The 20,653-nt window shown below is 73.0% G+C and carries 20 protein-coding genes; 6 read left to right on the forward strand and 14 right to left on the reverse strand.

What is annotated here, in order from left to right; all coding sequences use genetic code 11:
- Positions 1-68 precede the first annotated feature (68 nt).
- From ACWD3O_RS27510 to ACWD3O_RS27550, 9 genes are all read right to left on the reverse strand, one after another.
- Positions 69-1,127, reverse strand: a complete 1,059-nt coding sequence (locus tag ACWD3O_RS27510; protein ID WP_451413791.1) for an HAD-IIIC family phosphatase — start codon at positions 1,125-1,127, stop codon at positions 69-71.
- Positions 1,124-2,275 (reverse strand): acyl-CoA dehydrogenase family protein, encoded by a 1,152-nt coding sequence (locus tag ACWD3O_RS27515; protein WP_451417728.1) that lies wholly within the window; start codon positions 2,273-2,275, stop codon positions 1,124-1,126. Before ACWD3O_RS27515 ends, ACWD3O_RS27510 begins: the two co-directional genes overlap by 4 nt.
- A gap of 20 nt (positions 2,276-2,295) precedes the next feature.
- Positions 2,296-2,550 carry an acyl carrier protein gene (locus ACWD3O_RS27520; RefSeq protein ID WP_451413789.1) on the reverse strand — a complete coding sequence of 85 codons (255 nt, stop codon included), beginning with the start codon at positions 2,548-2,550 and terminating at the stop codon, positions 2,296-2,298.
- Between the two features lie 55 nt (positions 2,551-2,605).
- On the reverse strand, positions 2,606-3,457 hold the full coding sequence (locus ACWD3O_RS27525) for a 3-hydroxyacyl-CoA dehydrogenase family protein (protein ID WP_451417729.1): 852 nt from the start codon (positions 3,455-3,457) through the stop codon (positions 2,606-2,608).
- Between the two features lie 14 nt (positions 3,458-3,471).
- Positions 3,472-5,907, reverse strand: a complete 2,436-nt coding sequence (locus ACWD3O_RS27530; RefSeq protein WP_451413787.1) for an FkbM family methyltransferase — start codon at positions 5,905-5,907, stop codon at positions 3,472-3,474.
- Positions 5,908-6,188: 281 nt separating this feature from the next.
- Positions 6,189-7,136, reverse strand: coding sequence for an aromatase/cyclase (locus ACWD3O_RS27535; protein ID WP_451413786.1), 948 nt, complete (start codon positions 7,134-7,136; stop codon positions 6,189-6,191).
- Between the two features lie 28 nt (positions 7,137-7,164).
- On the reverse strand, positions 7,165-7,947 hold the full coding sequence (locus ACWD3O_RS27540; protein WP_451413785.1) for an SDR family NAD(P)-dependent oxidoreductase: 783 nt from the start codon (positions 7,945-7,947) through the stop codon (positions 7,165-7,167).
- On the reverse strand, positions 7,944-9,698 hold the full coding sequence (locus tag ACWD3O_RS27545) for an FAD-dependent oxidoreductase (protein ID WP_451417730.1): 1,755 nt from the start codon (positions 9,696-9,698) through the stop codon (positions 7,944-7,946). Before ACWD3O_RS27545 ends, ACWD3O_RS27540 begins: the two co-directional genes overlap by 4 nt.
- A complete protein-coding gene (locus ACWD3O_RS27550; protein ID WP_451413783.1) occupies positions 9,698-11,635 on the reverse strand; it encodes an AMP-binding protein in 1,938 nt (645 codons plus the stop codon). Before ACWD3O_RS27550 ends, ACWD3O_RS27545 begins: the two co-directional genes overlap by 1 nt.
- Positions 11,636-11,764: 129 nt before the next feature.
- Here ACWD3O_RS27550 and ACWD3O_RS27555 point away from each other — a divergent pair, with 129 nt between their 5' ends.
- Together ACWD3O_RS27555 and ACWD3O_RS27560 are read left to right on the forward strand one after the other, a co-directional pair.
- Positions 11,765-12,229 (forward strand): nuclear transport factor 2 family protein, encoded by a 465-nt coding sequence (locus ACWD3O_RS27555; RefSeq protein ID WP_451413782.1) that lies wholly within the window; start codon positions 11,765-11,767, stop codon positions 12,227-12,229.
- Between the two features lie 139 nt (positions 12,230-12,368).
- Positions 12,369-12,827 carry a nuclear transport factor 2 family protein gene (locus tag ACWD3O_RS27560; protein WP_451417731.1) on the forward strand — a complete coding sequence of 153 codons (459 nt, stop codon included), beginning with the start codon at positions 12,369-12,371 and terminating at the stop codon, positions 12,825-12,827.
- Between the two features lie 280 nt (positions 12,828-13,107).
- Here ACWD3O_RS27560 and ACWD3O_RS27565 read toward each other — a convergent pair whose 3' ends face one another.
- The gene (locus ACWD3O_RS27565) at positions 13,108-13,437 is read right to left on the reverse strand and encodes a hypothetical protein (protein WP_451417732.1); all 330 of its coding nucleotides are present in this window, start codon (positions 13,435-13,437) and stop codon (positions 13,108-13,110) included.
- A 116-nt stretch (positions 13,438-13,553) separates the two neighbouring features.
- Positions 13,554-14,084 carry a hypothetical protein gene (locus ACWD3O_RS27570; protein WP_451417733.1) on the reverse strand — a complete coding sequence of 177 codons (531 nt, stop codon included), beginning with the start codon at positions 14,082-14,084 and terminating at the stop codon, positions 13,554-13,556.
- Between the two features lie 609 nt (positions 14,085-14,693).
- On the opposite strand from ACWD3O_RS27570, the gene ACWD3O_RS27575 reads away from it, so the two are divergent.
- From ACWD3O_RS27575 to ACWD3O_RS27590, 4 genes are all read left to right on the forward strand, one after another.
- Positions 14,694-14,873 (forward strand): hypothetical protein, encoded by a 180-nt coding sequence (locus ACWD3O_RS27575; protein ID WP_451417734.1) that lies wholly within the window; start codon positions 14,694-14,696, stop codon positions 14,871-14,873.
- Positions 14,873-15,736: a HEAT repeat domain-containing protein gene (locus ACWD3O_RS27580; RefSeq protein WP_451417735.1), complete on the forward strand. Its 864-nt coding sequence runs from the start codon at positions 14,873-14,875 to the stop codon at positions 15,734-15,736. The genes ACWD3O_RS27575 and ACWD3O_RS27580 overlap by 1 nt, the downstream gene beginning before the upstream one ends.
- 56 nt (positions 15,737-15,792) lie before the next feature.
- The gene (locus ACWD3O_RS27585; protein WP_451417736.1) at positions 15,793-16,659 is read left to right on the forward strand and encodes a hypothetical protein; all 867 of its coding nucleotides are present in this window, start codon (positions 15,793-15,795) and stop codon (positions 16,657-16,659) included.
- Positions 16,660-17,375: 716 nt separating this feature from the next.
- Positions 17,376-18,050: a tRNA-dependent cyclodipeptide synthase gene (locus tag ACWD3O_RS27590; RefSeq protein ID WP_451417737.1), complete on the forward strand. Its 675-nt coding sequence runs from the start codon at positions 17,376-17,378 to the stop codon at positions 18,048-18,050.
- 47 nt (positions 18,051-18,097) lie between these two features.
- On the opposite strand, the gene ACWD3O_RS27595 is transcribed toward ACWD3O_RS27590, so the two are convergent.
- From ACWD3O_RS27595 to ACWD3O_RS27605, 3 genes are read right to left on the reverse strand one after another with little or no spacing between them, the layout of a single operon-like run.
- Positions 18,098-19,018: an MBL fold metallo-hydrolase gene (locus ACWD3O_RS27595; RefSeq protein ID WP_451417738.1), complete on the reverse strand. Its 921-nt coding sequence runs from the start codon at positions 19,016-19,018 to the stop codon at positions 18,098-18,100.
- On the reverse strand, positions 19,015-20,301 hold the full coding sequence (locus ACWD3O_RS27600; protein WP_451417739.1) for an FAD-dependent monooxygenase: 1,287 nt from the start codon (positions 20,299-20,301) through the stop codon (positions 19,015-19,017). The genes ACWD3O_RS27595 and ACWD3O_RS27600 overlap by 4 nt, the downstream gene beginning before the upstream one ends.
- Positions 20,302-20,317: 16 nt before the next feature.
- Positions 20,318-20,581 carry an acyl carrier protein gene (locus tag ACWD3O_RS27605; RefSeq protein ID WP_451417740.1) on the reverse strand — a complete coding sequence of 88 codons (264 nt, stop codon included), beginning with the start codon at positions 20,579-20,581 and terminating at the stop codon, positions 20,318-20,320.
- Positions 20,582-20,653: the final 72 nt, after the last annotated feature.

The following is a 20,653-nucleotide window of genomic DNA, read 5'->3' on the forward strand; positions in this document are numbered from 1 at the left end:
TCCGCCATCCGTCTCGCCGTCTCGTTCCGTCGCAGGAGGGTCGCAGGGTGGGGTGGTGCGCTGGTGGATCAGCTCTCGACCGTGACGTCCATGTACGGCGGGAACTCCGGCAGCCGGGACCCGTCGTGCTCGAGGACGGTCAGGCCGTCCTCGCGGGCCGCCTCGCGGAAGCCGGCGAACTTGTAGGTGACGTACATGACCCGGTTGCGGTCGGTGGGCACGAACTCCGCGCGCAGCGGCACGCCCGCCTCGTGGGCGGAACGGATCAGGTGGCCCAGCAGCACCGTGCCGACGCCGCGCGACATCACGCGGCAGGACATCAGCAGCAGCTTGACGGTCCAGGCGTCGGCGCCGCGCTCGACCAGGGCCAGGCCGATCTTGCCGTAGGTGCCGTAGCGGTCCTCCAGGCCGGCCACCAGCAGGTCGTGGTCGGGCGAGCGGCGGAAGGCGTCCAGCTCGTCGTAGGAGTAGGTGTAGCCGGTGGCGTTGAGCTGGTTGGTGCGCACGGTGAGCTCCTCCGCGCGCTGCAGGTCCCGCTCGTGGGCCGGGCCGATGGTGAAGCGCATGCCCAGCGAGGCGAGGAACTCCTCGTCGGTGCCGGCGTGCGTCTCCTGCGCCTCCTTGCGGCGGACGTCGGCGCGGTACAGGTGCCGGCGCTCGCGGGAGTCGGCGGTGACGAAGCGGGGCCGCATCCGGGGCAGACCCGGGATGCCGGCGGCGTCCGCCGCGTCCACGCACAGCACCTCGGCGTGGGCGAAGCGCACCTCGTCCCGCTCGAAGGGCTGGTCGTCGACGAAGGCGAGGGTGTCGATGCCGATGTTGAACGCCTCGGCGACGGCCCGCACCGAGTCGGACTTGTTGCCCCAGTTGATCTGGGGGTGGAGGAAGAAGTCGGCGATGCCCAGCTCCTCCAGCTTCGCCATCGCCGCGTCGTGGTCGTTGCGGCTGGCGATCGAGTTGAGGATGCCCCGCTCGTCCAGGGTGCGGATCACCTCCACGACGGCCGGCCGCAGGGTCACCCGGCCGTCCTCCAGCAGCACGCCGTCCCAGACGGTGTTGTCGAGGTCCCACACCACGCACTTGACGGTGGGGGCGGACGTGACGGTCGTGGTCACGGTCGTGGTCATCGCGAACTCCTCGGTGCGCACTCGTGGAAGGCGTATTCGGCGAGGCCCACCTGGTGGAGCTGCGCGCTGCCCTCGATGATCTCCATGACCCGGGAGTCGCCCAGGAGGCGCTGGACCGGGTAGTCGGAGCTGCAGCCGTTGGCCCCGTGGATCTGCACGGCGTCGGCGGCCGCCCGGCCGGCCGCGGTGGCGGCGAAGTACTTGGCGGTGGAGGTGGCCGCCAGCGCGCCGGGGTCGTGCTCGTCGCGCAGGCGTCCGGCCTCCAGGCACAGCAGCCGGGCCGCCCGGGCGTTGGTGTACATGTCGCTGATCATGCGGCGCACCAGCTGGTGCTCCTTGATGGGGACGCCGAACTGCCGGCGCCGCCCGGCGTAGTCGACGCTCGCCTCCAGGCAGGCGTCGAGGATGCCGACGCAGCCCCAGCCGACGGTGTAGCGCCCCAGGTCGAGGGCGGCTCCGACGACGTGGGACACGCCGAGCCCCGGGCGGGCCAGCAGGTTGCCGGCCGGGACGCGGCAGCCGTCGAGGCGGACGTCCGCGGTCATGGAGGCGCGGATGCCGATCATGTCCTCGATCAGCGTGGTGGACAGGCCGGGGGTGTCGCGCTCGACGAGCAGCGCCGTCGGGCCCTCCTCGCCGCGGCCGACGACGAGGAACAGGTCGGCGGTCTCCCCGTAGGTGATCCACCTCTTGTGGCCGTCGACCGTCCAGGTGTCGCCGTCGCGCTCCATGCGGGTGGTCACGCCGGCCGCGTCGCTGCCGGCGTCCGGTTCGGAGACGGCGAGGGCGGCGACGCTCTCGCCCCGGGCCAGCCGGGGGAGCCAGGTCTCCTTCAGCTCCCGGCCGCCCCAGCGGGCGATGGCGTGCGCCACCATCGTGTGGACGGTGAGAAGGCTGCGCACCGAGGAACAGGCCCGTCCCAGTTCGGCGGCGAGCAGTCCGAGCGTGACCGCGTCGCAGCCGCCGCCGCCGTAGGCGCGCGGCACCGGCAGGCCCAGGAGGCCCTCGTCCGCGAGGAGGCGGACGATCTCGGGCGGGGTGCGCTGGGCGCGGTGCCAGTCGTCCGCGTGGGGTGCGACGCGGTGCTCGGCGAACGCCCTGAACTCCTTGGCGGCCTGCCGCTGTTCCGCGGTGAGTCCTCCGGTCATCGTCGTGTCCGCCCCGGCGCCTACTGGGGAACCGGCGCGGACAGCTTGCGGGCGACGAAGGCGTCGAGCGCGCTGATGGACCGGAAGTGCTCCAGTTCCAGGTCCTCGTTCTCGACCGTGATGCCGAACTCGTGCTCGACGAAGGACACCAGCTGCATCGCGAACATCGAGCTGACGAAGCCGAGCTCGAAGATGTCGTCGTCGTCCTCGAGGTCCTGGACCGGGAAGAAGCGGGAGAGGTACTCCGCGATCCGGGTCCTGTTGTCCGTGCTCATCTTCTGCTTCCGTCCTGTCGTCGTGGGAGTGAGGGGGATGGCGGAGGGGCGGGGCTCAGCGGTACTTGTGGAAGCCCTCGCCGCTCTTGCGTCCCAGCAGGCCGGCGGCGACCATCTTCTTCAGCAGCGGGGCCGGCCGGTACTTGTCGTCGTTGAAGCTCTCGTAGAGCACCTCGACGGACTTGAGGATGGTGTCGAGGCCGATCAGGTCGGCCGTCTCGAGCGGGCCCATCCGGTGGTCGAAGCAGGTCTTGAAGATGCGGTCGACGTCGGCCGCGGGGGCGACCCCGTCCTGGACCAGGAAGACCGCCTCGTTGATGGTGAGCATCAGCACGCGGTTGGAGACGAACCCGGGCACGTCCTCGACGACGATGCAGTCCTTGCCCATGCCGGCGAGGAAGGCGCGCGCGGTGTCCAGGGTCTCGGGGGTGGTGTGGTAGCCGCGGATGACCTCGACCATCGGCTTCATCGGCACCGGGTTCATGAAGTGCATGCCGACGACCCGTTCGGAGCGGCTGGTGATGGAGCCGACCCGGGTGATGGAGATCGCCGAGGTGTTGACGGCGAACACCACCTCGGGGCGCACGATGCGGTCGATCCGCTCGTAGACGGCCCGCTTGACGTCCCAGTCCTCGGTGACGTTCTCGACGACGAAGTCGGCCTTGGCGAGCAGCTCGTAGTCCGTGGTGAAGTCGATCCGGTCGAACACGTCGGCCGGATCGACCGCGGCGCCCCTGTTGAACAGGGCGTAGGCGCGCAGGCTGGTCCGCAGCTCGCGGCGCGCGTTGTCCAGGACGTCCTCGGAGACGTCCACGAGCACCACCCGGTGACCCGTCTGGGCGAGGTTCTGCGCGACGCCGACGCCCATGACTCCGGCTCCGACGACTCCTACGGTCTGGAATTCCATCTCGTGCGTCTCCGTTAGCGTGCGTCGCCGCGCACGGCGTAGATGTTGTGGATGTCCGTACCGACGTACAGCTCGTCCTGCTCGGCCGTGACGGTGAAGCCGTGGCCGCGCAGCTGCTCGGCGAGCCGCTCGACCTCTCCGTCCGCGTCGTGCACCTCGAGCACCATCTGCTGGATCTTGGGCCAGTCCGCCTCGTCGATGCCGTCGATGACCTGGCGTTCGCTCTTCTGCACGTCGATCTTGATGAGGTCGATCCGTTCGATGCCCTGCTCGCGGATGACGGCGCTCAGCGGGCGCAGGGTGGCGGTGAACTCGACCGCCTCGAAGCGGACGTCGATCAGCTCGTCGGAGGAGGCGAGCCGGGCCGTCTCGGCGTCGGCGCCGTCCTTCTGCTGGTTGGCGATGATGGTGCGCAGGTTGTGCTTCTCCTCCGCCTCGTCCGGGTGGAAGGAGGACATGCCGGAGCTGCGCGGGTAGAAGGTGAACGTCGCCGTGGCCTCGCTGTCGGAGACGCCGATGTTGAAGAGGTTGGCGTCGACGCCGTGCTCGGCGACGTTGCGGCTCAGCAGTTCGAACATCGGCGGGGCCGGCTCGAAGGTGAAGACCCGCACGTCCTTCGCCTCGTAGTGGGCGAAGAGACTGAACAGGCCGATGTTGCCGCCGACGTCCACGACGGTGGCGCCGTCGGGGATCGAGATGCCGTTCTTGGCGTAGGTGCGGTGGTCGAAGATGTCCTCGTAGAAGTGCCGGGTCTCCGCCTCGTTCTGGTGCCAGACCGTCAGGCCGTTGGGCAGCCGGAAGCGGGCCAGGGAGTTGCCGGTGTGCGAGGTGCCCTCGGAGCCGAGCTCGCCGCCCTGCCGCAGCGTCTCCACGGCGGCCGCCATCCGGGGGAGCGTCGACCACTCGTAGACCTGCCGCAGCGTCATGTCGACGCCGAAGGCGCGCTTGATCCGCAGGATCAGCCGGGTGGCCAGGAGCGAGTTGCCGCCCATCTCGAAGAAGCTGACGTCACGGGGCAGCTGCTCGTTCTTCAGCAGCCGCGCCCACAGACCGGACAGCTCCTGCTCGGTGGGACCGGGCTCGTCCTGCCCCTCGGTGTGCCGGGCGGCCTTGGAGGCGCCGTCGGCGACCATGTCCAGCTCGTCGGCGGGGAAGCCGGTCCAGTCGATGTCGGCGCCGGCGAGCCAGAGCCGGCCCAGCGCCTTCAGGGCGACGGCCGAGTCCGAGTGGCGCTCCAGCGGGTGGCGCATCGAGGCGACGATCGTGCCGGCCTCGCGGCCGCGCCCGAGGGTGGCCAGGCTGCTGAGGGTCTGCCCGGGGCCGGTCTCCAGCAGCAGCGGGATCTCGGCGAGGTGCCGCAGCCCGTCGGCGAACCGGACCGGGCTGACCAGGTGGCGGGCCCAGTACGCGGGATCGGTGGCCTGCTCGGCGGTGATCGGCTCGCCGGTGACGTTGGAGACGTAGGGGATGCGCGGGGCGTTGAGGGTGAAGGTCCGCGCGAGCTCGGTGACCTGCTCGGCGAGGGGCTCCATCATCGAGGAGTGGAAGGCGTGCGTGGTGCGCACGCGGCGGCTGACGACGCCCTGCTCGCGCAGGGACGCCTCGAGCGCCTCGACCGCGGGCACGGGGCCGGCCACCACGCAGAACTCGGGGCCGTTGACGGCGGAGAGCGACAGCTCCGCGCCGAGGTGGGCGGTGACCTGCTCCTCGGGCAGCATCACGGCGAGCATGGCGCCCTCGGGCAGCCCGTCGATGAGTGCGGCGCGGCGGGCCACCAGGGTCAGGGCGTCCTTCAGGCTCAGGACGCCGGAGATGGTGGCCGCGACGTACTCGCCGAGGCTGTAGCCGATCATGAGGGAGGGCCTGGCGCCCCAGGACTCCCAGAGCCGGGCGAGCGCGTACTCCACGACGAAGAGCGCCGGCTGCGCCAGGCGGGTGGTGTTCAGGAGGCGCTCGGCCTCGCTGCGCGGGCCGGTGTCCCGGCCGAGCATCCGGCGCAGGTCGACGGTGGGCGCGGCGTCGGCCGCGGCGCCGTCCTCCCGGGGGCCGGCGAACACGATCTCGCGGATGTCCAGGCCCAGTTCGTCCCGGAGCTCCGTGGCGCACTCGTCGAGGGCGGTGCGGAAGACGGGGAAGTCCTGGTAGAGGTCCCGGCCCATGTCGAGGTAGTGGTCACCGAGGCCCGGGAACATGAAGGCGACCGGTGCCGTGTCGCCGGCCTCCCGGGAGCCGATCTCGGTGGCGGCGCCCGCGCCCGTCAGGACGGCGCCGCGGTGTCCTCCCTCGGTGCTGCCGACGGTGCGGATGCGCACCGGCACGTCCTCGCGGGTGTGACCCTGGGCGTAGCGGGCCTTGAGTCCGGCAAGTCCTGCGTCACGGGTCGTGCCGGTGGTGCCGCTGACCAGGGCCAGGTGCCAGGCGACCGGCTCGGTGATGTTCTTGGGGCTCATGCCTCTCCTTGAGGTGTCGGCCGTCCGGAAAAGGGTCGAGCGCCCGTTACGGCCCTGTGCCCCTTTCGAGGGTGTCCGTCGTCAGCCCACTGTCGGGGCGTCGGCTAGAGCGGAGCCGGAGCTGTGGTCGACACCGGCGGGTGCCTTCCCGGACCGTCGGGCGGCGTGCCCGCGGGAGTCGCGCGGGGGGTCGCGCGGGCACGCGCGGGCACGCGGAAAGGCCCCGGAGGCATCCCGAGGGGGAGGCCGCCGGAGCCTTCGCCGGGCGGGGCGGGCCGGTCTCAGCGCGCGGCGAGCGCGTGCCGTGCGGCCAGCTCCATGGTGGCCGTGGAGTTGCGGCCGAGCGCCTCACGGACGTGGCGGCGGGCCCGCGCCAGGTCGGCGCCCGGGCCGAGGACGCGCTCCACGGCCTCCTCGCGCAGCACCACGCTGTGCTGGGAGACCACCGTCGTGCCGCTCGCGTCCGACACCACCGACCACTCGCCGGTGTGCGCCTCCATCAGGGCGGGCGTGGCGGTCTGCTTGTAGACGATGCGGCCGGCGTGCGGGAAGCAGATCCGCACCGACTCGGTGGTGTGCGAGGCGCCGTCCGCGGTGAGCGTGTCCATCGCCATCACCTGGACCCCGGGGGTGCGCTCGACCAGGTCCAGCCGCGCCACGTGCGGCACGAGGTCCGGCCAGTCCCCGGCCCGGTACAGGAAGTCGTACACCGGCTCGGCCGGTCCCTCGACGCGGATGGAGTCCTCGAACGACAGCACCAGCTCGTCCAGCTTGTGCCAGCGTTCCGCGACGTGCTTGACGCCGGCCAGCTCGGACCGGGAGTTGGTGTCCACCGCCCGCTCGACCCAGGCCGCGTCCTGGGCCCGGTCGCCGTGGACGGTGAAGTCGTGCAGCAGGGTCAGCCGGGCGGCTCCGCCCGGCAGCTCCTCCACCGCCCAGATCCCGCGCATCGTGTCGATCGGCGCCTGGGGGTGCGACTGCCGGAACTCGATGCGCCGGGTCTGCGGATCCTGGACGCGGTCGGAGGCCCAGGACCTCACCTCGCCGGAGGCCGTCGCCCACATCCGCAGCCGTTCGTGCGTCCCGTCGAACTCCAGGCGCTCGACGTGCACGTTGGGCGGGAAGAACAGCGGCCAGCGGACCGCGTCCGAGATCAGGCCGTAGACCACCGCGGCCGGTGCGTCCACGTCGATCGAGTGCGACGTGCGGTGCACGTGCTGACCCGTCACCACGAACACCTCCTCTTCTTGTCGGGAATCAGTAGTTGCCCAGCCCGCCGCAGACGTTGAGCGCCTGGGCGGTGATGGAGGCGGCGGACGCGGAGACCAGATGGCCCACGAGCGCCGCGACCTCCCCGGGGGTGGAGTAGCGGCCGAGCGGGATCTTCGCCTCGAACTGCTCCTGGACGGCCTCCTCGGTGGTGTCCCAGGCGGCGGCGTACCCCTGCCGGACCCGGGCGGCCATCGGCGTCTCCACGTAACCGGGGCAGACGGCGTTGACGGTGACGCCGGAGGGCGCCAGTTCCCGCCCCAGGGCCTTGGTGAAGCCGACCACGCCGTGCTTGGACGCGCTGTACGGGGCGCCCAGCAGGACCCCCTGCTTGCCGGCGGTGGAGGCGATGTTGACGATCCGGCCGCCGGCGGCGCCGGCGAGCCCGCCGTGCTTCAGGGCCTCCCGGGTCACCAGGAAGACGCTGTTCAGGTTGGTGTCGATGACGTCGTACCAGAGGTCGTCGTCGATGTCCGCGGTGGGCCCGCCGCCACTGCGGCCGGCGTTGTTGACCAGCACGGTGAGCGGGCCGTACGTCTCGACGGCGGCACGCACCAGCGCGGCCACCGAGGGACGCGACCGCACGTCGGCGGCGAGGCCGTCGACCTCCAGGCCCTCCTCGCGCAGGTCGGCCACGGTCTGCTTGACGTCCTGCTCGGTGCGGGCGCACAGGAAGACCCGGTGTCCGGAGCGGGCCAGTTCCCGCACCACCTCCAGGCCGATGCCGCTCGTTCCGCCGGTGACCAGGGCGACGGGCCGGGTGTCGGTCATGCTCCTTGCTCCTTCGGCCGGTGGGTGGGGGCGGGCAGCACAAGGCCCGGCTCGAGCCGCGCCATGCCCGCCAGGGGCTCGGACGGGTCCAGCGGGGCCAGCGCCCTTCGCAGCGCCGTGCGGGTGAGCAGGGCGCCCCGGGCGGCGACGTAGCCGTCCGGGCGGACGAGCACCCAGCCGCCGGGCGGCAGGCCGAGCGCGACACGCAGCGCGCCGTCCGGGTCGGGCAGGGGGGCCGGTCCGGCCCGGCCGCCGCCGTCGTCCTCGACGGTGCGCACGGACAGCCACTCGCCGTACTGGACGGCGGCGGTCACCGCCACGTCGTCGGGGGTGTCGTCCGGGGCGTCGTCGGTGCCGGCGTGGGCGCCGCCCGGGGCGAACAGCAGCGACCAGCGGGGGTCGCGGAGTTCGTCGTGCAGGGCGCGGCAGCCGGGCGCCGCCGGGTCGTGGACCTGGCCCGAGGTGACCCGCTCGCCGGGGGCGGGGGCGTGTTCGGGGAGGGTGGCGAGGACGACGCCCTGGGCGGCCCAGCCGAGGTGCTCGCGCGTCTCCGCGGTGGTCAGGGTGGACTCGCGGTAGGCGATGCGCAGGCCGGACATGCCGCCGAGCACCTTGCGCTGGATGGCCCGGCGCAGGGCGGGCACGGTCCGGACCACGGCGAAGACGGCGGGCAGCGCGACGGAGGCGAGCAGGTTCTTCATCTGCACCAGGAACGTGGCGGTGCGGGTGGAACCCAGCAGGGCGCGGCCGATGGGGACGCGTTCCTCGCCGTAGGTGTCGAGCAGCCGGGTGCCCGCGTGCCGGTGGTGGACCTGGGCCAGCTTCCAGCCCAGGTTGTACGCCTCCTGGATGCCGGTGTTCATGCCCTGCCCGGAGGCGGGACTGTGCACGTGGGCGGCGTCCCCGGCCACGAAGACGCGGCCGACGCGCATGCGGGGCACCATCCGCTGCTGGAAGGTGAACACCGACGTCCACTCCGGCTCCCCGACCCGGACCCGGCGGCCGAGCCCGGTGGACAGCTTGGCGCTCAGCCGCGCCGCCGCGCCGGCGTCGCCGGTCCGCGGGGCGGTGTCCAGGAGCCGCCAGTGCCCGTCGCGGGCGTAGGGCACCATCATCAGCGCCTGGCGGCCCGTGTGGGTCCAGTAGATGGTGTCGGGCGGCAGGTCCGTGTCGACCGGGGCGTCGGCGAGCATCCAGGTCTCGCTGGTCGTGCCGATCAGCTCCAGGCCGAGCAGCTTGCGCACGGTGCTGTGCCCGCCGTCGCAGCCGACCAGCCACGAGGTGCGCAGGCTCTCCTCGGTGCCGTCGGCGCGGGTCAGGCGGACGTGGACGCCGTCGGTGTCCTGCCGGAAACCGGTCAGGCGGGTGTTCCACTCGATCTCCACGCCGAGCCGGGCGACCGCGGCCCGCAGCACCGCCTCCGTGTCGGTCTGGGCGACGATCAGCGTGTACGGGTACGAGGTGGGCATCGTGGAGTAGTCGGCCTCCAGACGCACCAGGCGCCGCCCGCCGGCGAACATGGTGAACGCGCGGTTCTTGCGGCCGTGCGGCAGCAGCGCGTCGACCACACCCATCTGGGTGAACGTCTCGAGGGTGCGCGGGTGCACGGCGACGGCCCTGCTGGTGACGGCGGGCGCCGGCGCGGCGTCGACCAGCCGGACCCGCAGCCCGCGACGGGCCAGCTCGTGGGCGGCGGTCAGTCCGACGGGGCCGGCGCCGACGACGACGGCCTCGGGTGCGGCGGCGGGCATCACGCGGCCTCCTCGAGGGTCTCGTACAGGCCCGGGTCCGGGGTGGCCAGCGGGCCGAGCCGCCGCACCAGGGCCTGGAACTCGTCGCCCCGTACGGCCCGGCGGTGCGCGTCGGCGTCCTGCCAGACGGCGAGCTCCAGGAAGACACGCGGGTCCGCGGCGTGCCGCAGGGTGCGGTGGCTGACGTAGCCGGGCTGCGCCGCCATGTACGAGGTGAGCTTTCCCTTGACGGCGAGGAAGGCGTCCAGGTCGCCGTGCACGGTCAGCTTGTTGACGAAGGTCACCATGGTCTCGGTCTGCTCCTGTCGGGGCGGGCGGGGTGGACGGGACGGGCTGGGCGCGGGGTCGTGGGGCCGGCCCTCGGCCCGCGTGCGGAGCCGGTGCCGGACCTTGCGGCGCTCGGGCTTGCCGGTGGGGGTGCGGGGCACGGCGTCCAGGGCCTCGGTGCGGCGGATCCGTTCGAAGTCGGCCAGCCGCTCGTTGGCGCGCGCGGCGATCGAGTCGAGGACCGCGCGGGGGTCGTCGCCCGGGCCGGCCGGATCGCGCAGCACGACGCCCGCCCAGACCAGCCCACCGTGTTCGGGATCCGGCCAGTCGGCGACCAGGCAGTCGGCGACCCGCGGGTCCTCGCCGAGGATCCGCTCGACGCGGCCGGGCGAGACGATCTCGTTGTCGTACTTGAAGACGTCGTCGACGCGGTCCACCAGCCACAGCGCGCCGTCGGCGTCGACGTAGCCCAGGTCCCCCGTGGAGTACCAGCCGTCCGGGTCGATCCGGGCGGCCAGGTCGGCGTCGAGGTAGCCCGCGGCCAGCTGGGGGCCCCGCACCTGCACCTCGCCGGTGGACCACACCTCGACGGGCCGGCGGGTGGTCAGGTCGACGAGCCGGCACCGGGTGGCGGGCACGGGGACGCCGACGGCCCCGGCCCGGTATCCGCCGGGCTGCTGGCAGTGGGTGAGCGGGGACGTCTCGGCCATGCCGTAGCCCTGCACGACCGGCACCCCCAGCAGGGTGCTCAGGGTCCGCGCGGCGGCGGGCCGCAGGGCCGAGCCGCCGGACAGCACGGCCGTCAGCCGGGCACCGCCGCGGGCCGCCCGGGGCGCCCGCGGGAGGCGGGGGTCGTCGGCCAGGCGGTGCAGGCGGGCGGGCAGCCCGTAGTAGTGGGTCGCGCCGGTGCCGGCCGCCACGGCGAGCGAGACCAGCGGGTCCGGATCCTGGCACAGCACCTGGCAGGCGCCCGCGTACAGCGCCGAGTTCAGGTGCATGACGTGGAACAGCGGCAGGTGGTTGACGGTGACGGAGTCCCGGCCCAGCCGGTGGGCGACCGCCGTCTGCCAGGCATTGGCGACCAGGTTGCGGTGGGTGAGCAGCACGCCCTTGGGCCGGCCGGTGGTGCCGGTGGTGAACTGCACGCAGGCGACGGCGTCCGGGTCGCCTCGGTGGGCCGGAGCGACGTCCTCCGGTGTCCCGTCGAGCGCCGCGTGCAGGCCGACGCACCCCTCCGGGACGGCGCCGTCCGGCGCGTCGGTCACCACGACGGTGCGCAGCCGCGGCAGGTCGTCGCGCATCTTGGCGAGCCGGCCGGCCGTGGCGGAGGGCACGAACACGATCTCCGCGCCGGACGCGGCGACGACGTGCCGCAGCGCCTCCTCGCCGGTCAGCGGGTTGACCAGGACGGCGACGCCGCCACCGCGGAGCGTTCCGTGGTATGCGGCCGCGAACGTCGCGTCGAGGGTGTTGGCGACGCCGATCCGCCGGCCCGGCCGGTGGCCGGGACACCGCTCGAGGAACACGGCGATCCGGTCGGCCAGCGCGTCGAGGTCGTGGAAGGTGAGGGACGTGTGCGGAGTGCGGACGGCGGCGCCCCGGGGGTCGCGGGCGGCCGCCGAGCGCAGCAGCCCGTCCACCGTCAGGTCCGGGAAGGAGTTGTTCGGCACGGGCTCGGTCTCCTCGGGGTCGTGGCGAGGTGTGTCCCACGTTCTGCCGGATCGCTTGAGGAATGTTCGAAGGGCGCTCGATCTGCGCCAGGGACAGTGACGGCATCCGATGGAACGGAGGTCGGTCCCATGACCACCGAGTTGCTCGTCCGTGCCCAACCCCTGGGAGAGGCACAGGAGTTCGGTCATCTGTACGCGGAGGTCCAGCAGTTCTACTCGCGGCAGATGCAGTTGTTCGACGCCCATGACGCGGAGCGCTGGGCGGCCACGTTCACCGAGGACGCCGTCTTCGACGTCCCCACCCTGGAGGCGCCGGTGCGCGGCCGCGAGGGACTGGTGGCCAACGTGCGCCGCAACGCGGCCCAGTACGAGCGCAGCGGGGAGCGGCTGCGGCACTGGATCGGGATGCTCGACATCAGCCCGGGACGCGACGGGGAACTGCGCGCCCGCGCCTACGCCCTGGTGTACGTGACGCCGCGCGGTGGCCCGTCGAGGGTGCTCCGGGTGTGCGTCATGGAGGACGCGCTGGTGCGGGTGCGCGGCAAGTGGCGCACCCGGCACCGGGTGGTCAGCCGCGACGACCTCGCCCCCTGAGGGCGTCGCCCCCGAAGCCGTCGCCCTCTGAGGCCGCCGCCCCCCGAAGCCGTCGCCCCCGTCCCGTCCGTCCCGACCGCGCACCCGCTCCCGGGCCCCGCGCGTGCCGTCCTCATCCGTGACACCCGGAGGTCCCGTCATGATCGACCACATCGCTCCCGAGCGGCAGCAGGCCGTCGACGCCGCGCTGTACACCCAGGTCCAGCAGTTCTACGCCCGCCAGGTCGGGTTGCTGGACGACCTGCGGGCGGAGGAGTTCGCGGCGTCCTTCACCGCCGACGGGGTGCTGCGCCCCTCCCCCACCGGCCCCGCGGCCGTGGGCCGGCCGGAGATCGCGGCGGCGCTGCGCGCGGCCCACGAGCGGCGGTTCGGCACGGAGCCGGTGCGGCGGCGGCACTGGTACTCCATGCTGCGGGTGGACCACCGCCCCGACGGCGCCCTCGACGCCCGCTGCTACAGCACGGTCCTCGTCACCCGCCCCTGGGACCCCGCCCCGGTGGCGGGCCCCAGCTCCGTGGTCCAGGACGTCCTGGTCCTGCACGACGGCGAACTCCTCACCCGGGACCGCCGCATCACCCCGGACCACCTGTCCTTCTGATCCCCGGGCGGTCCGGGACATCGCCCGGTAGGACACAGGGAGCGGCGGACGAACCACGACAGGTCGCCGGGTTCTGCGCGGTTCGAGCGGGGAGCCCACGCGTACCCGCGGAGGCGTGAGAGCCGCGGCCAGGCATGGCGGGCAGCGCGAGGAGGGGCGCCATCCGCTGGAATGCGGGTGACGCCCCCGGCCCGATGGGTGTGGCCGCGTACGCCGGCGGCGGATCCCGCCGATTCGGCGCTGTCGGCGGCTCGTCACCACGGTGACGTCACACCGGCTTCTAGCTGTCGATGAACCGGTAGGACTTGAACACGAAGGTGACGGTGCTGCCGGGCGACACCGGGTTGGCCAGCAGGGCGCAGCTGGTGTCGGTGTACAGCACGACGGTGGCGTCGGTCTGGTTGCTCACGCTGGTGCCGAGGGTGGAGACCAGCTTGCAGCTGTTCAGCTCGGGGTCGACGACCTGCTGGTTCCCGCCGAGGAGGTCGGTGAAGTAGAAGGTACCGCTCGCGTTGTCCGCGGCGGTGGTGGCCGTGGCCTGGCCGGTGAGGAGCGCTGTGGCTGCCAGGGTCGAGGCGGCGGTCATCAGAAGGCGGGTTGCTCGAGACATCTGGATGTCCTTTCTCGTGTGTCTGCCACCGGGAGAGGGCAACACAAGGGCGGCGGCTTCGCGTGCGGCCGGTGGCTTGGCGGTGTTGGGAAAGCGCGGCGCCGCGGAGAGCTCCGTCAGGCCGGGGCGGCGACCGCCGGGGCGGCGATGGCCAGGGCGGTGTTGTAGTAGGTGCACAGGTCGCCGGTCCGGCAGGCGCGGGAGGCGGTGCCGGCGGTGACCTGGAGACTGGGGTCGGTGGCGAGCATGGTGCCGACCATGACCTGCGGGAGGGGGCCGAGGTAGGTGACGGTGACGTTCAGGACGGTTTCGGCGACCTCGTCGTCGTTGGCGTCGTAGTAGACGACCTTCCACTGGGGGATGTTGACGGTGGCCGCGGAGGGAGTGCCTGTCACTGTCCCCGGCCGGGGCTGCACCTCGCCGTAGACGATCGACGGGAACTGCGCGGAGACGCACCCGTGCCAGATGCTCGTCTCGGTGCCGGCGGTGCCGCCTTGGAAGTTGACGTCGATCTCGTTGTTGGCGTCCTCGCAGACGACCAGCGGGTTCTCCGGCTCGTCCGCCTGAGCGGGAGCCGCGGAGACGAAGGCGGCGGACAGGGCGAACACGCCGGCTGGGAGCAGCGCGGCGATTCTGGTCAGCCTCATGCTTGGGCCTCCTGGGTGTGCGGTGGCGTTGTTGCATCGGCGGCGGCACCGTCTGCCGGCGGTGCAGGGCGGAGCTCGGACAGGGGAAGCCCCCGACGGCCGGTCGCTGTGCACAGAAACGATCCTGCTGTCTTGTGGCCGGCGACTCCATGGCCCGTTACGGGGGCGTGCACATCCCACCCGCGCGTGCACACCCGCGCGTGTGGATTCACACCGGGTGTGACCCCGACGCCGGCGTACCCGGCGCTGGTGTCCTGCCGACCGGCCTGGGGATGAAGCGCAGCTTTCCGTCGCAGCGCACGGCCCGGGTTTCGTGCGCCCTTTTCACCACCGTGCTCCGGCTCCTGTGTCCCATCCGCCCCATCCGCGTCGGGCGGTTCCCATGCTGTTGCCGAGCGGACAGTGCGGTTCCACTGTGAGTGTCAATCCAGGGCCGAAGCCTTCACGAGAAGCCCGCGCCCTTGTCGCACATGACGGCGAGAGGCCGGCACGCTACCGCAATCGGCACCGGACAAGTCCCCACCTGCGTTCGGTCGGCCCTCGAGCCCCTTCCGCCCTCGCCCCTGGCGGAGAAGGAAACCGACGGAAAAACCGAAAAAGGGAGTCGTGATGAAGTCGGAGATGACAGCACACGCAAGCACGGCCATGACAGGAGGTGACGGCCTGCCGTTCAGCGGTCTGCGCCACGAAGTGCGGCACGCCCCGCCGACCGGCGCCACACAGGGTTCGGTCAGTGCCTGCTCGGACGTGTGGGCGATCATCCTCAAGATACTGACCGATCCCTGCTGATGGCCCCGACCGAGCCGGACGCCGAGCCGGCGCTCCAAGCCTTCCAGAGGGCCATGGCGCGGGCAGCGGCGCCCGGCTCGGCGGGCTTCGCCGGACACCGGAACGATTTCGAACGACTGATGCGGTCCCCGTTCGCCGCCGACTGGGTCACCGCACGGCTGCACGCCCTGACCGCCGGCCCGGCCACCGGGACGTCCGACGGCTGCCCCCCGGACATGCTCGCGGTGCGGCGCACACCCCGATGGACGCTGTGCCTGCGCCTGACCCGCGCCGACGAGCCCTCGCCGGCAACGGTGTGGGGAGCCGCGGAGGACTTCGTCATCGGCGTGCCGCAGCAGTCGCAGCAGCCACTGCGCCTGACGGTCCACGAGCGACCTGCCCTGGAACACCGTCGGCCTCGACTGGGAGCACCCCGAGCGGTGGAGATCGAGCCGGGCTGTGCCGTGGCCTTCGACCCGGAGGCCGACGTGGTGGTCCTGGCACCCCAGCCCGCACCCGTGGTCAGTGCGCTGCTCACCGCTCCGCCACGGCTGGCGGTGCGCTGCTCCTGGCACAGGGAGAGCGGCCACCTGGACGACGTCGTGGCCGCGGACCCGGGCGCGTCCCGTCTGCTGGCGTTGATCCCGGCCCTGGTCGCGGCCGGGAGCCCGGAAGCCCTGCCGGCCCTGCACCGACTCGCACGACACCACGCCCATTTCGTCCGCTGGCAGGCGGTGCGGGCGGTCTTCGCCTTGGACCCGGTCGCCGGACGGCACCTGCTGGAGCAGGCCGCCTGCGACCCGCATCCGGAAGTGGCCGAAGCCGCGGACCAAGCCCTCACCCTCCTCGCCGACGACAACGACCGCTCCCGCTCATCCCCCTGAACACGCGAACGCACCTCGCGCGCCTTCACACCACCGCACGCCGGAAAGAGCCTTGCATGACACGCATCGTCGACGTCCCCCCGAGCGGCCCGGTCGACCTGGCCGACTGCCTTGACGAGCTGCACGGCTGCCTCGACCCGGCCGACCCGGACAGTCTCCTGGCCTCCGCCCCCCTCCTGCGGGCCCTCGGCGCCGACCCTCTGCTGATCGTCAGGCGCCTCAACGACGCCCTCGGCGACCTGGCGTCCTGGCAGTTGGGCAACCGGTATGCGGCGCCGGTCCTGCTGCTCGGTTCCGGCCCCGGATGGACCGTGCGTGCCAACATCTGGTCACCCGCGGAGCGGAACGAGGCCGCGCTCCACTCCTACGAGCTCCCGCACGACCACAACTTCAGCTTCCTCACCGTCGGGCATCTCGGCCCCGGCTACCGCACCGAGATCTGGGAGTACGACCACCGCCCCGGTCTGACAGCGGGCGACCGCGTCGACCTCACGCCCGTCGAGGAGACGAGCCTGCCGACCGGCCGGCTCATGCACTACCGGGCCAGCCGCGACGTCCATGTCCAGCACCCCGCCCCGGCCACGTCGGTCTCACTGAACCTCCTGGTGCACACGCCGGAGGAACAAGCCCGCGAACAGTTCCTCTTCGACACCGCCGGCGGAACCGTCCTGGGTACCGCGGTCGAGCGACACCGCACCGGACAGCACCTGCTGTGCGCCGTCGCAGGCCATATCGGCGACGGCAACACCGCCGACGTCCTCAACGACATCGCCACCACCCACCCCCTCCCGACGCTGCGCGCCACGGCGCGTGAGGCCGTCGACCGTCTGACCGAACCAGGCCGGACGCAGCTGCCGAGTGCGGTGAGTGTGCCGGGCACCGGCTTCCAAGGCACCGTGCACCGTGCACCGGAAGGACGCTGAGACACCGGCCTCGCGCGCCCGGTGCCCCGTACCCCTGTGACGGGAGACCGAAGCAACCGCCCGTGCTCCATCCGACAGCGCGCGGAAAACACCGCCGCGCGTCCGACCGAAGGAACTCGTATGCGTCGATCGTTGTCCTCTTCACTGACCGCCGCCCTGACCGCCGCCCTGGCCGCAGCCGGACTCGCCTTCGCCCAACCCGCCGCAGCCTCGGAAGCGGACGCGCCGCTGCTGGTGTGTCCCGGCATCATCACCAACAGCTACACGCCCGGCCTCACCCTGGCCCCACGGCCCACCGCCTACGACGCGCAGGCCACCTACGGCCCCTGCGTGGGCGACGCCGCCGTGGTCTCCGCGACCAGCACCGGATCAGGCGTGGTCACCCTCTCCTGCATCATCGGCGAATCCGCCCCCTACGAGCGGACCTACCACTGGAGCAACGGGGAGAGCAGCGTGGTGCGCTACCGCCTCAACCTCAACCTCAAGCCCGCCGGAGAGTCGGTCATCGCAGGGATCGGGGAGGTGATCTCCGGCCGTTACGCGGGCGCCCACGCCGTCGAAGCCGTCGCCGACCTCCAGCTCAACCCGCTCAACTGCCTCACCCCGACCGGCGTCACCCGGACCGCGGGCCCGGTCACGCTCACCCTCACCCCTGATCCTCACCAGGGGCCGGGAGCCGCATCGTTCCCCGCCCCCGGCCCGGCCTGGAGGCCGCCGTGCCCGACGACTACCGCGCCACCACACTCACCGACGACGACGCCGCCCTGCTGCGCCGAGGCGACCACCTTCTGTTCGGCATCAGCCCCTTCAACAGCTACTTCAGCCAGGACCGCATCACCACCCTGGCCCGGTGGGCGGCCGAGCACGCCGGGCGGGCGGACTTCGTCGTCGTCAGCGACCCCACCGCCTACACCCTCGCCGGCGCCGGAAACCCTCCGGCCAAGGCCGTGCGCAAGGCCAGGACCGAGGGCAGACGCATGGTCAACCGCACCCGCCGCGCCCTTGCGGACGTCCCCACCGCCTACGCGCACTCCATCACCGAGCTGATGGACACCGACCTCTACCAGGGGCTACGCCGCCGGATCGAGGAACTCTTCCGCCGCGACGAGGCATTCCGGGCCGCCTGCACCGCCACCAGCCGGGCCCCGGTGACATCCCATGCCGTTGACGGCTTCGCTCCCGGCCCGGAGAACCTGCGGGTCGCTGCCCACTACCTGCTCGACGAACTCCCGCTCTGGAGCCACGGACACCTGCTGTTCGACCAGCCGACGTCCCTGTACGTCTACCACAACACCAACAACTTCCTCGTCGACCTCTACCGGCGCAAGTTGCCCTGGCAACCCAGCAGCCACCAGGGCTTCCTGCTCCTGGAAGACGCCACCGAGAGCTGAGGGCCGACGCCTCCTCCGGCACGGCCGAGGTGTTCCCCGACGGCGGTTCAGGCGCGGCAGGCCGGGAGGCCTCCGTGGTAGTGCGTCATCTCGGTGAACAGGGCCGGGATGTCCAGGGGGGCGCCGGCCGCGGCGCCGCGTTCCTCGGCGTAGGCGCGGTGCAGGTTGGGGACGAGGCGTTCCGCGTCGAGGAGGTCCGCGTAGGGGCCGGGACCGGCGCGGCGCGCGGTCTCCAGCGGCGTCGCGCCGACCGCCAGCCCCTGGGCGGCCAGGCGCTGCAGACGCCGCAGGTATCCCTCGTTGACGTCGAACAGTTCCGGCCCGCCGAGGGGCCCGTGCCCGGGGACGACGACGCGGGGGCCCAGGGCGCGCAACGCGTCCAGCGTCCGGAGGGACCCGGAGACCGAGCCCATGGGGCAGAACGGCGTCACGCCGGACATGACCAGGTCGCCCGTGAACAGCACCCGCTGCTCGGGCAGCCAGACGGCGGTGTCGCCGGTGGTGTGGGCCGGCCCGAAGTGCAGCAGCCGCACCTGGATCCCGCCCGCGTGCACCGTGGCCTCCTGCCGGTAGGTCAGGTGGGGCGGCACGACGTCGAGGTCGCCCCAGCGCACGTCGGGCCACAGGCCCGTCAGGTGCAGGCCGGAGGCGAGGATGTCGTCGCGGGCGTGCTGGTGCGCGACGACGGTGGCCTCGGGGAAGACGCAGTTGCCGAAGGTGTGGTCCCCGTGGAAGTGGGTGGCGATCAGCAGGCGCGGCGGGGCCGGGGCGAGGCGCAGGGCCTCCCGGCGCAGGTGCAGGGCCCGTTCCCGCGTGGCGGCGGTGTCGACGAGGACGCTGTGGACGCCGTCGGTGATCAGGCCCGCGTTGTTGAGGCACCAGCCGCCGTCGGGCTGCACGAACGCGTGGACGCCGTCGGCGAGCCGCGTCGTCCGCCCGGGTGGCGCGACCACCGGCGTGCCGGTCACGCCCTGCTCCCGGCGGGCGCCGCCGCGGCGCCGAACAGGTCGGTGCGCACGCCGACGGGGCGGGGCCCGTGGGCGACCGTCCGGGTGATCCGGGCGCCGACCGGGGTACGGCCGGCCAGGGACGCGGCCACCGCGCGCAGGCGGGTGGTGACCGGGTTCCCGCGGCCGAGCAGCGCCCTGGCCTGCAGGCGCTGCATGCGGTGCACGGCGGCGGCCACCGGAAGGCGCTCGTGCTGGTAGGGCAGGAGCCGGTCCCGGCCGGCGTCGCCGGAGCGGACCGCGTCGAGCAGGACGGGGTGGGCGGCCGCCGCGTCCTGCAGGGCCAGGTTGATGCCCTGGGCGCCGATGGGACCGTGGGTGTGGGCGCTGTCGCCCACCAGCATCAGCCCGTCGTCCACCCAGGTGGCGGCCTGCGCGGCGAACACGTCGAGCAGGGTGAGGTCCCGCACGTCGCGCAGGTGCTCGTGGATCAGGTCCGCGTGCCCGGGAAGGGCGTCGGCGAGCTCCCGGCGGATGCCGTCGATGCCGTGCGCGGTCACCCGGTTCCAGCTGCGGTGCGGCAGCGTCCAGCCGACGCGCAGCAGGTCGGGGTGGGTGTCGTGGACGAGGAGGGCGCCGCGTGCCGTGCGGTGGACGCGCACCGTGCCCGTGCCCCGCCCGGCGGCGGGCAGCGTGAACCAGGCGACGTCCTGGTCGAACGCCTCGGTCCGGCCGGCGTCGATGCCGGCGAGCGACCGGGTGCGGGAGTGACGGCCGTCCGCACCGACGACGACGTGCGCGCGGACGGTGACGGTGCCCAGGCCGGCGCGGTGCCCCACGGCGTGCGTGACGCGCCCCCGCGTGCGCCGCAGGGCGGAGATCCGGTGCCCCTCGTGGTACGAGAAGCCGGGCAGGCCGCGGCAGGCGTCGAGCAGTTCGGTGATCAGGTGCCGCTGGGGCAGGGCGAGCAGGTGGTCGTAGGGCGCGGCGAGACGGCCGTAGTCGATGTCGAGCAGCGTGCGCCGGTCCTGGACCACCTGGAAGCCGGTGAGGCCGCGGGCGCCGCGCGCCCGGGCCCCGTCCAGGACACCCAGCTCGTCCAGGATCCGCTGGCCGCCGGGCTGCAGGATCTCTCCGTGGAACTCCCGGCGCAGCCCGGTGGAACGCTCCAGCACGGTGACGCGGACGCCGGACCGCAGCAGCATGAGCGCGAGGGCGAGCCCGGCGGGGCCCGCCCCGACCACGCAGACGTCGGTGCGGAGTTCCTCGACGCGGCCCATGGCGGGCACGGGGGGCGAGATCATCGGCGCCGCCCCCCGTTCAGGCCGTGGTGCGCTCGGACAGCGCCCGGTTGACGAGGTCGAGGTACAGGCGCGGGGTCTCGGCCTCGTCCAGCGCCTCCTCGTCGAGGAGCAGGTCGTGGTCGCGCTCGATGACGCCGGTGACCTGCAGCAGGGCGAGCGAGTCGTAGCCGAGTTCCAGGAAGGGGACGTCCAGGGCGGTGTCGTCCAGGTCCCTCCCCTCTCCTTCGCCGGCGTTCTCGCGCAGCAGGGTGGCGAGTTCGGCGAGTGCGAGCGTGTCCACGGTGGTCCCTCTCTTCCGGCGGGCTGGTGCGGTGACGTGACGGGCCGCCGCGGCGGTGCGGCGGTGCGGGGG

The organism is Streptomyces sp. NPDC002640 (assembly GCF_053592575.1).

Excerpts from the sequence above, each read along its gene's own strand:
- ACWD3O_RS27530 (WP_451413787.1), bottom strand. The coding sequence starts at position 5,907 with ATGAGCCCCAAGAACATCACCGAGCCGGTCGCCTGGCACCTGGCCCTG.
- ACWD3O_RS27585 (WP_451417736.1), top strand. The coding sequence starts at position 15,793 with ATGACACGCATCGTCGACGTCCCCCCGAGCGGCCCGGTCGACCTGGCC.
- ACWD3O_RS27580 (WP_451417735.1), top strand. The coding sequence starts at position 14,873 with ATGGCCCCGACCGAGCCGGACGCCGAGCCGGCGCTCCAAGCCTTCCAG.
- ACWD3O_RS27560 (WP_451417731.1), top strand. The coding sequence starts at position 12,369 with ATGATCGACCACATCGCTCCCGAGCGGCAGCAGGCCGTCGACGCCGCG.
- ACWD3O_RS27570 (WP_451417733.1), bottom strand. The coding sequence starts at position 14,084 with ATGAGGCTGACCAGAATCGCCGCGCTGCTCCCAGCCGGCGTGTTCGCC.
- ACWD3O_RS27575 (WP_451417734.1), top strand. The coding sequence starts at position 14,694 with ATGAAGTCGGAGATGACAGCACACGCAAGCACGGCCATGACAGGAGGT.
- ACWD3O_RS27525 (WP_451417729.1), bottom strand. The coding sequence starts at position 3,457 with ATGGAATTCCAGACCGTAGGAGTCGTCGGAGCCGGAGTCATGGGCGTC.
- ACWD3O_RS27515 (WP_451417728.1), bottom strand. The coding sequence starts at position 2,275 with ATGACCGGAGGACTCACCGCGGAACAGCGGCAGGCCGCCAAGGAGTTC.
- ACWD3O_RS27565 (WP_451417732.1), bottom strand. The coding sequence starts at position 13,437 with ATGTCTCGAGCAACCCGCCTTCTGATGACCGCCGCCTCGACCCTGGCA.
- ACWD3O_RS27510 (WP_451413791.1), bottom strand. The coding sequence starts at position 1,127 with ATGACCACGACCGTGACCACGACCGTCACGTCCGCCCCCACCGTCAAG.
- ACWD3O_RS27555 (WP_451413782.1), top strand. The coding sequence starts at position 11,765 with ATGACCACCGAGTTGCTCGTCCGTGCCCAACCCCTGGGAGAGGCACAG.
- ACWD3O_RS27600 (WP_451417739.1), bottom strand. The coding sequence starts at position 20,301 with ATGATCTCGCCCCCCGTGCCCGCCATGGGCCGCGTCGAGGAACTCCGC.
- ACWD3O_RS27540 (WP_451413785.1), bottom strand. The coding sequence starts at position 7,947 with ATGACCGACACCCGGCCCGTCGCCCTGGTCACCGGCGGAACGAGCGGC.
- ACWD3O_RS27520 (WP_451413789.1), bottom strand. The coding sequence starts at position 2,550 with ATGAGCACGGACAACAGGACCCGGATCGCGGAGTACCTCTCCCGCTTC.
- ACWD3O_RS27545 (WP_451417730.1), bottom strand. The coding sequence starts at position 9,698 with ATGCCCGCCGCCGCACCCGAGGCCGTCGTCGTCGGCGCCGGCCCCGTC.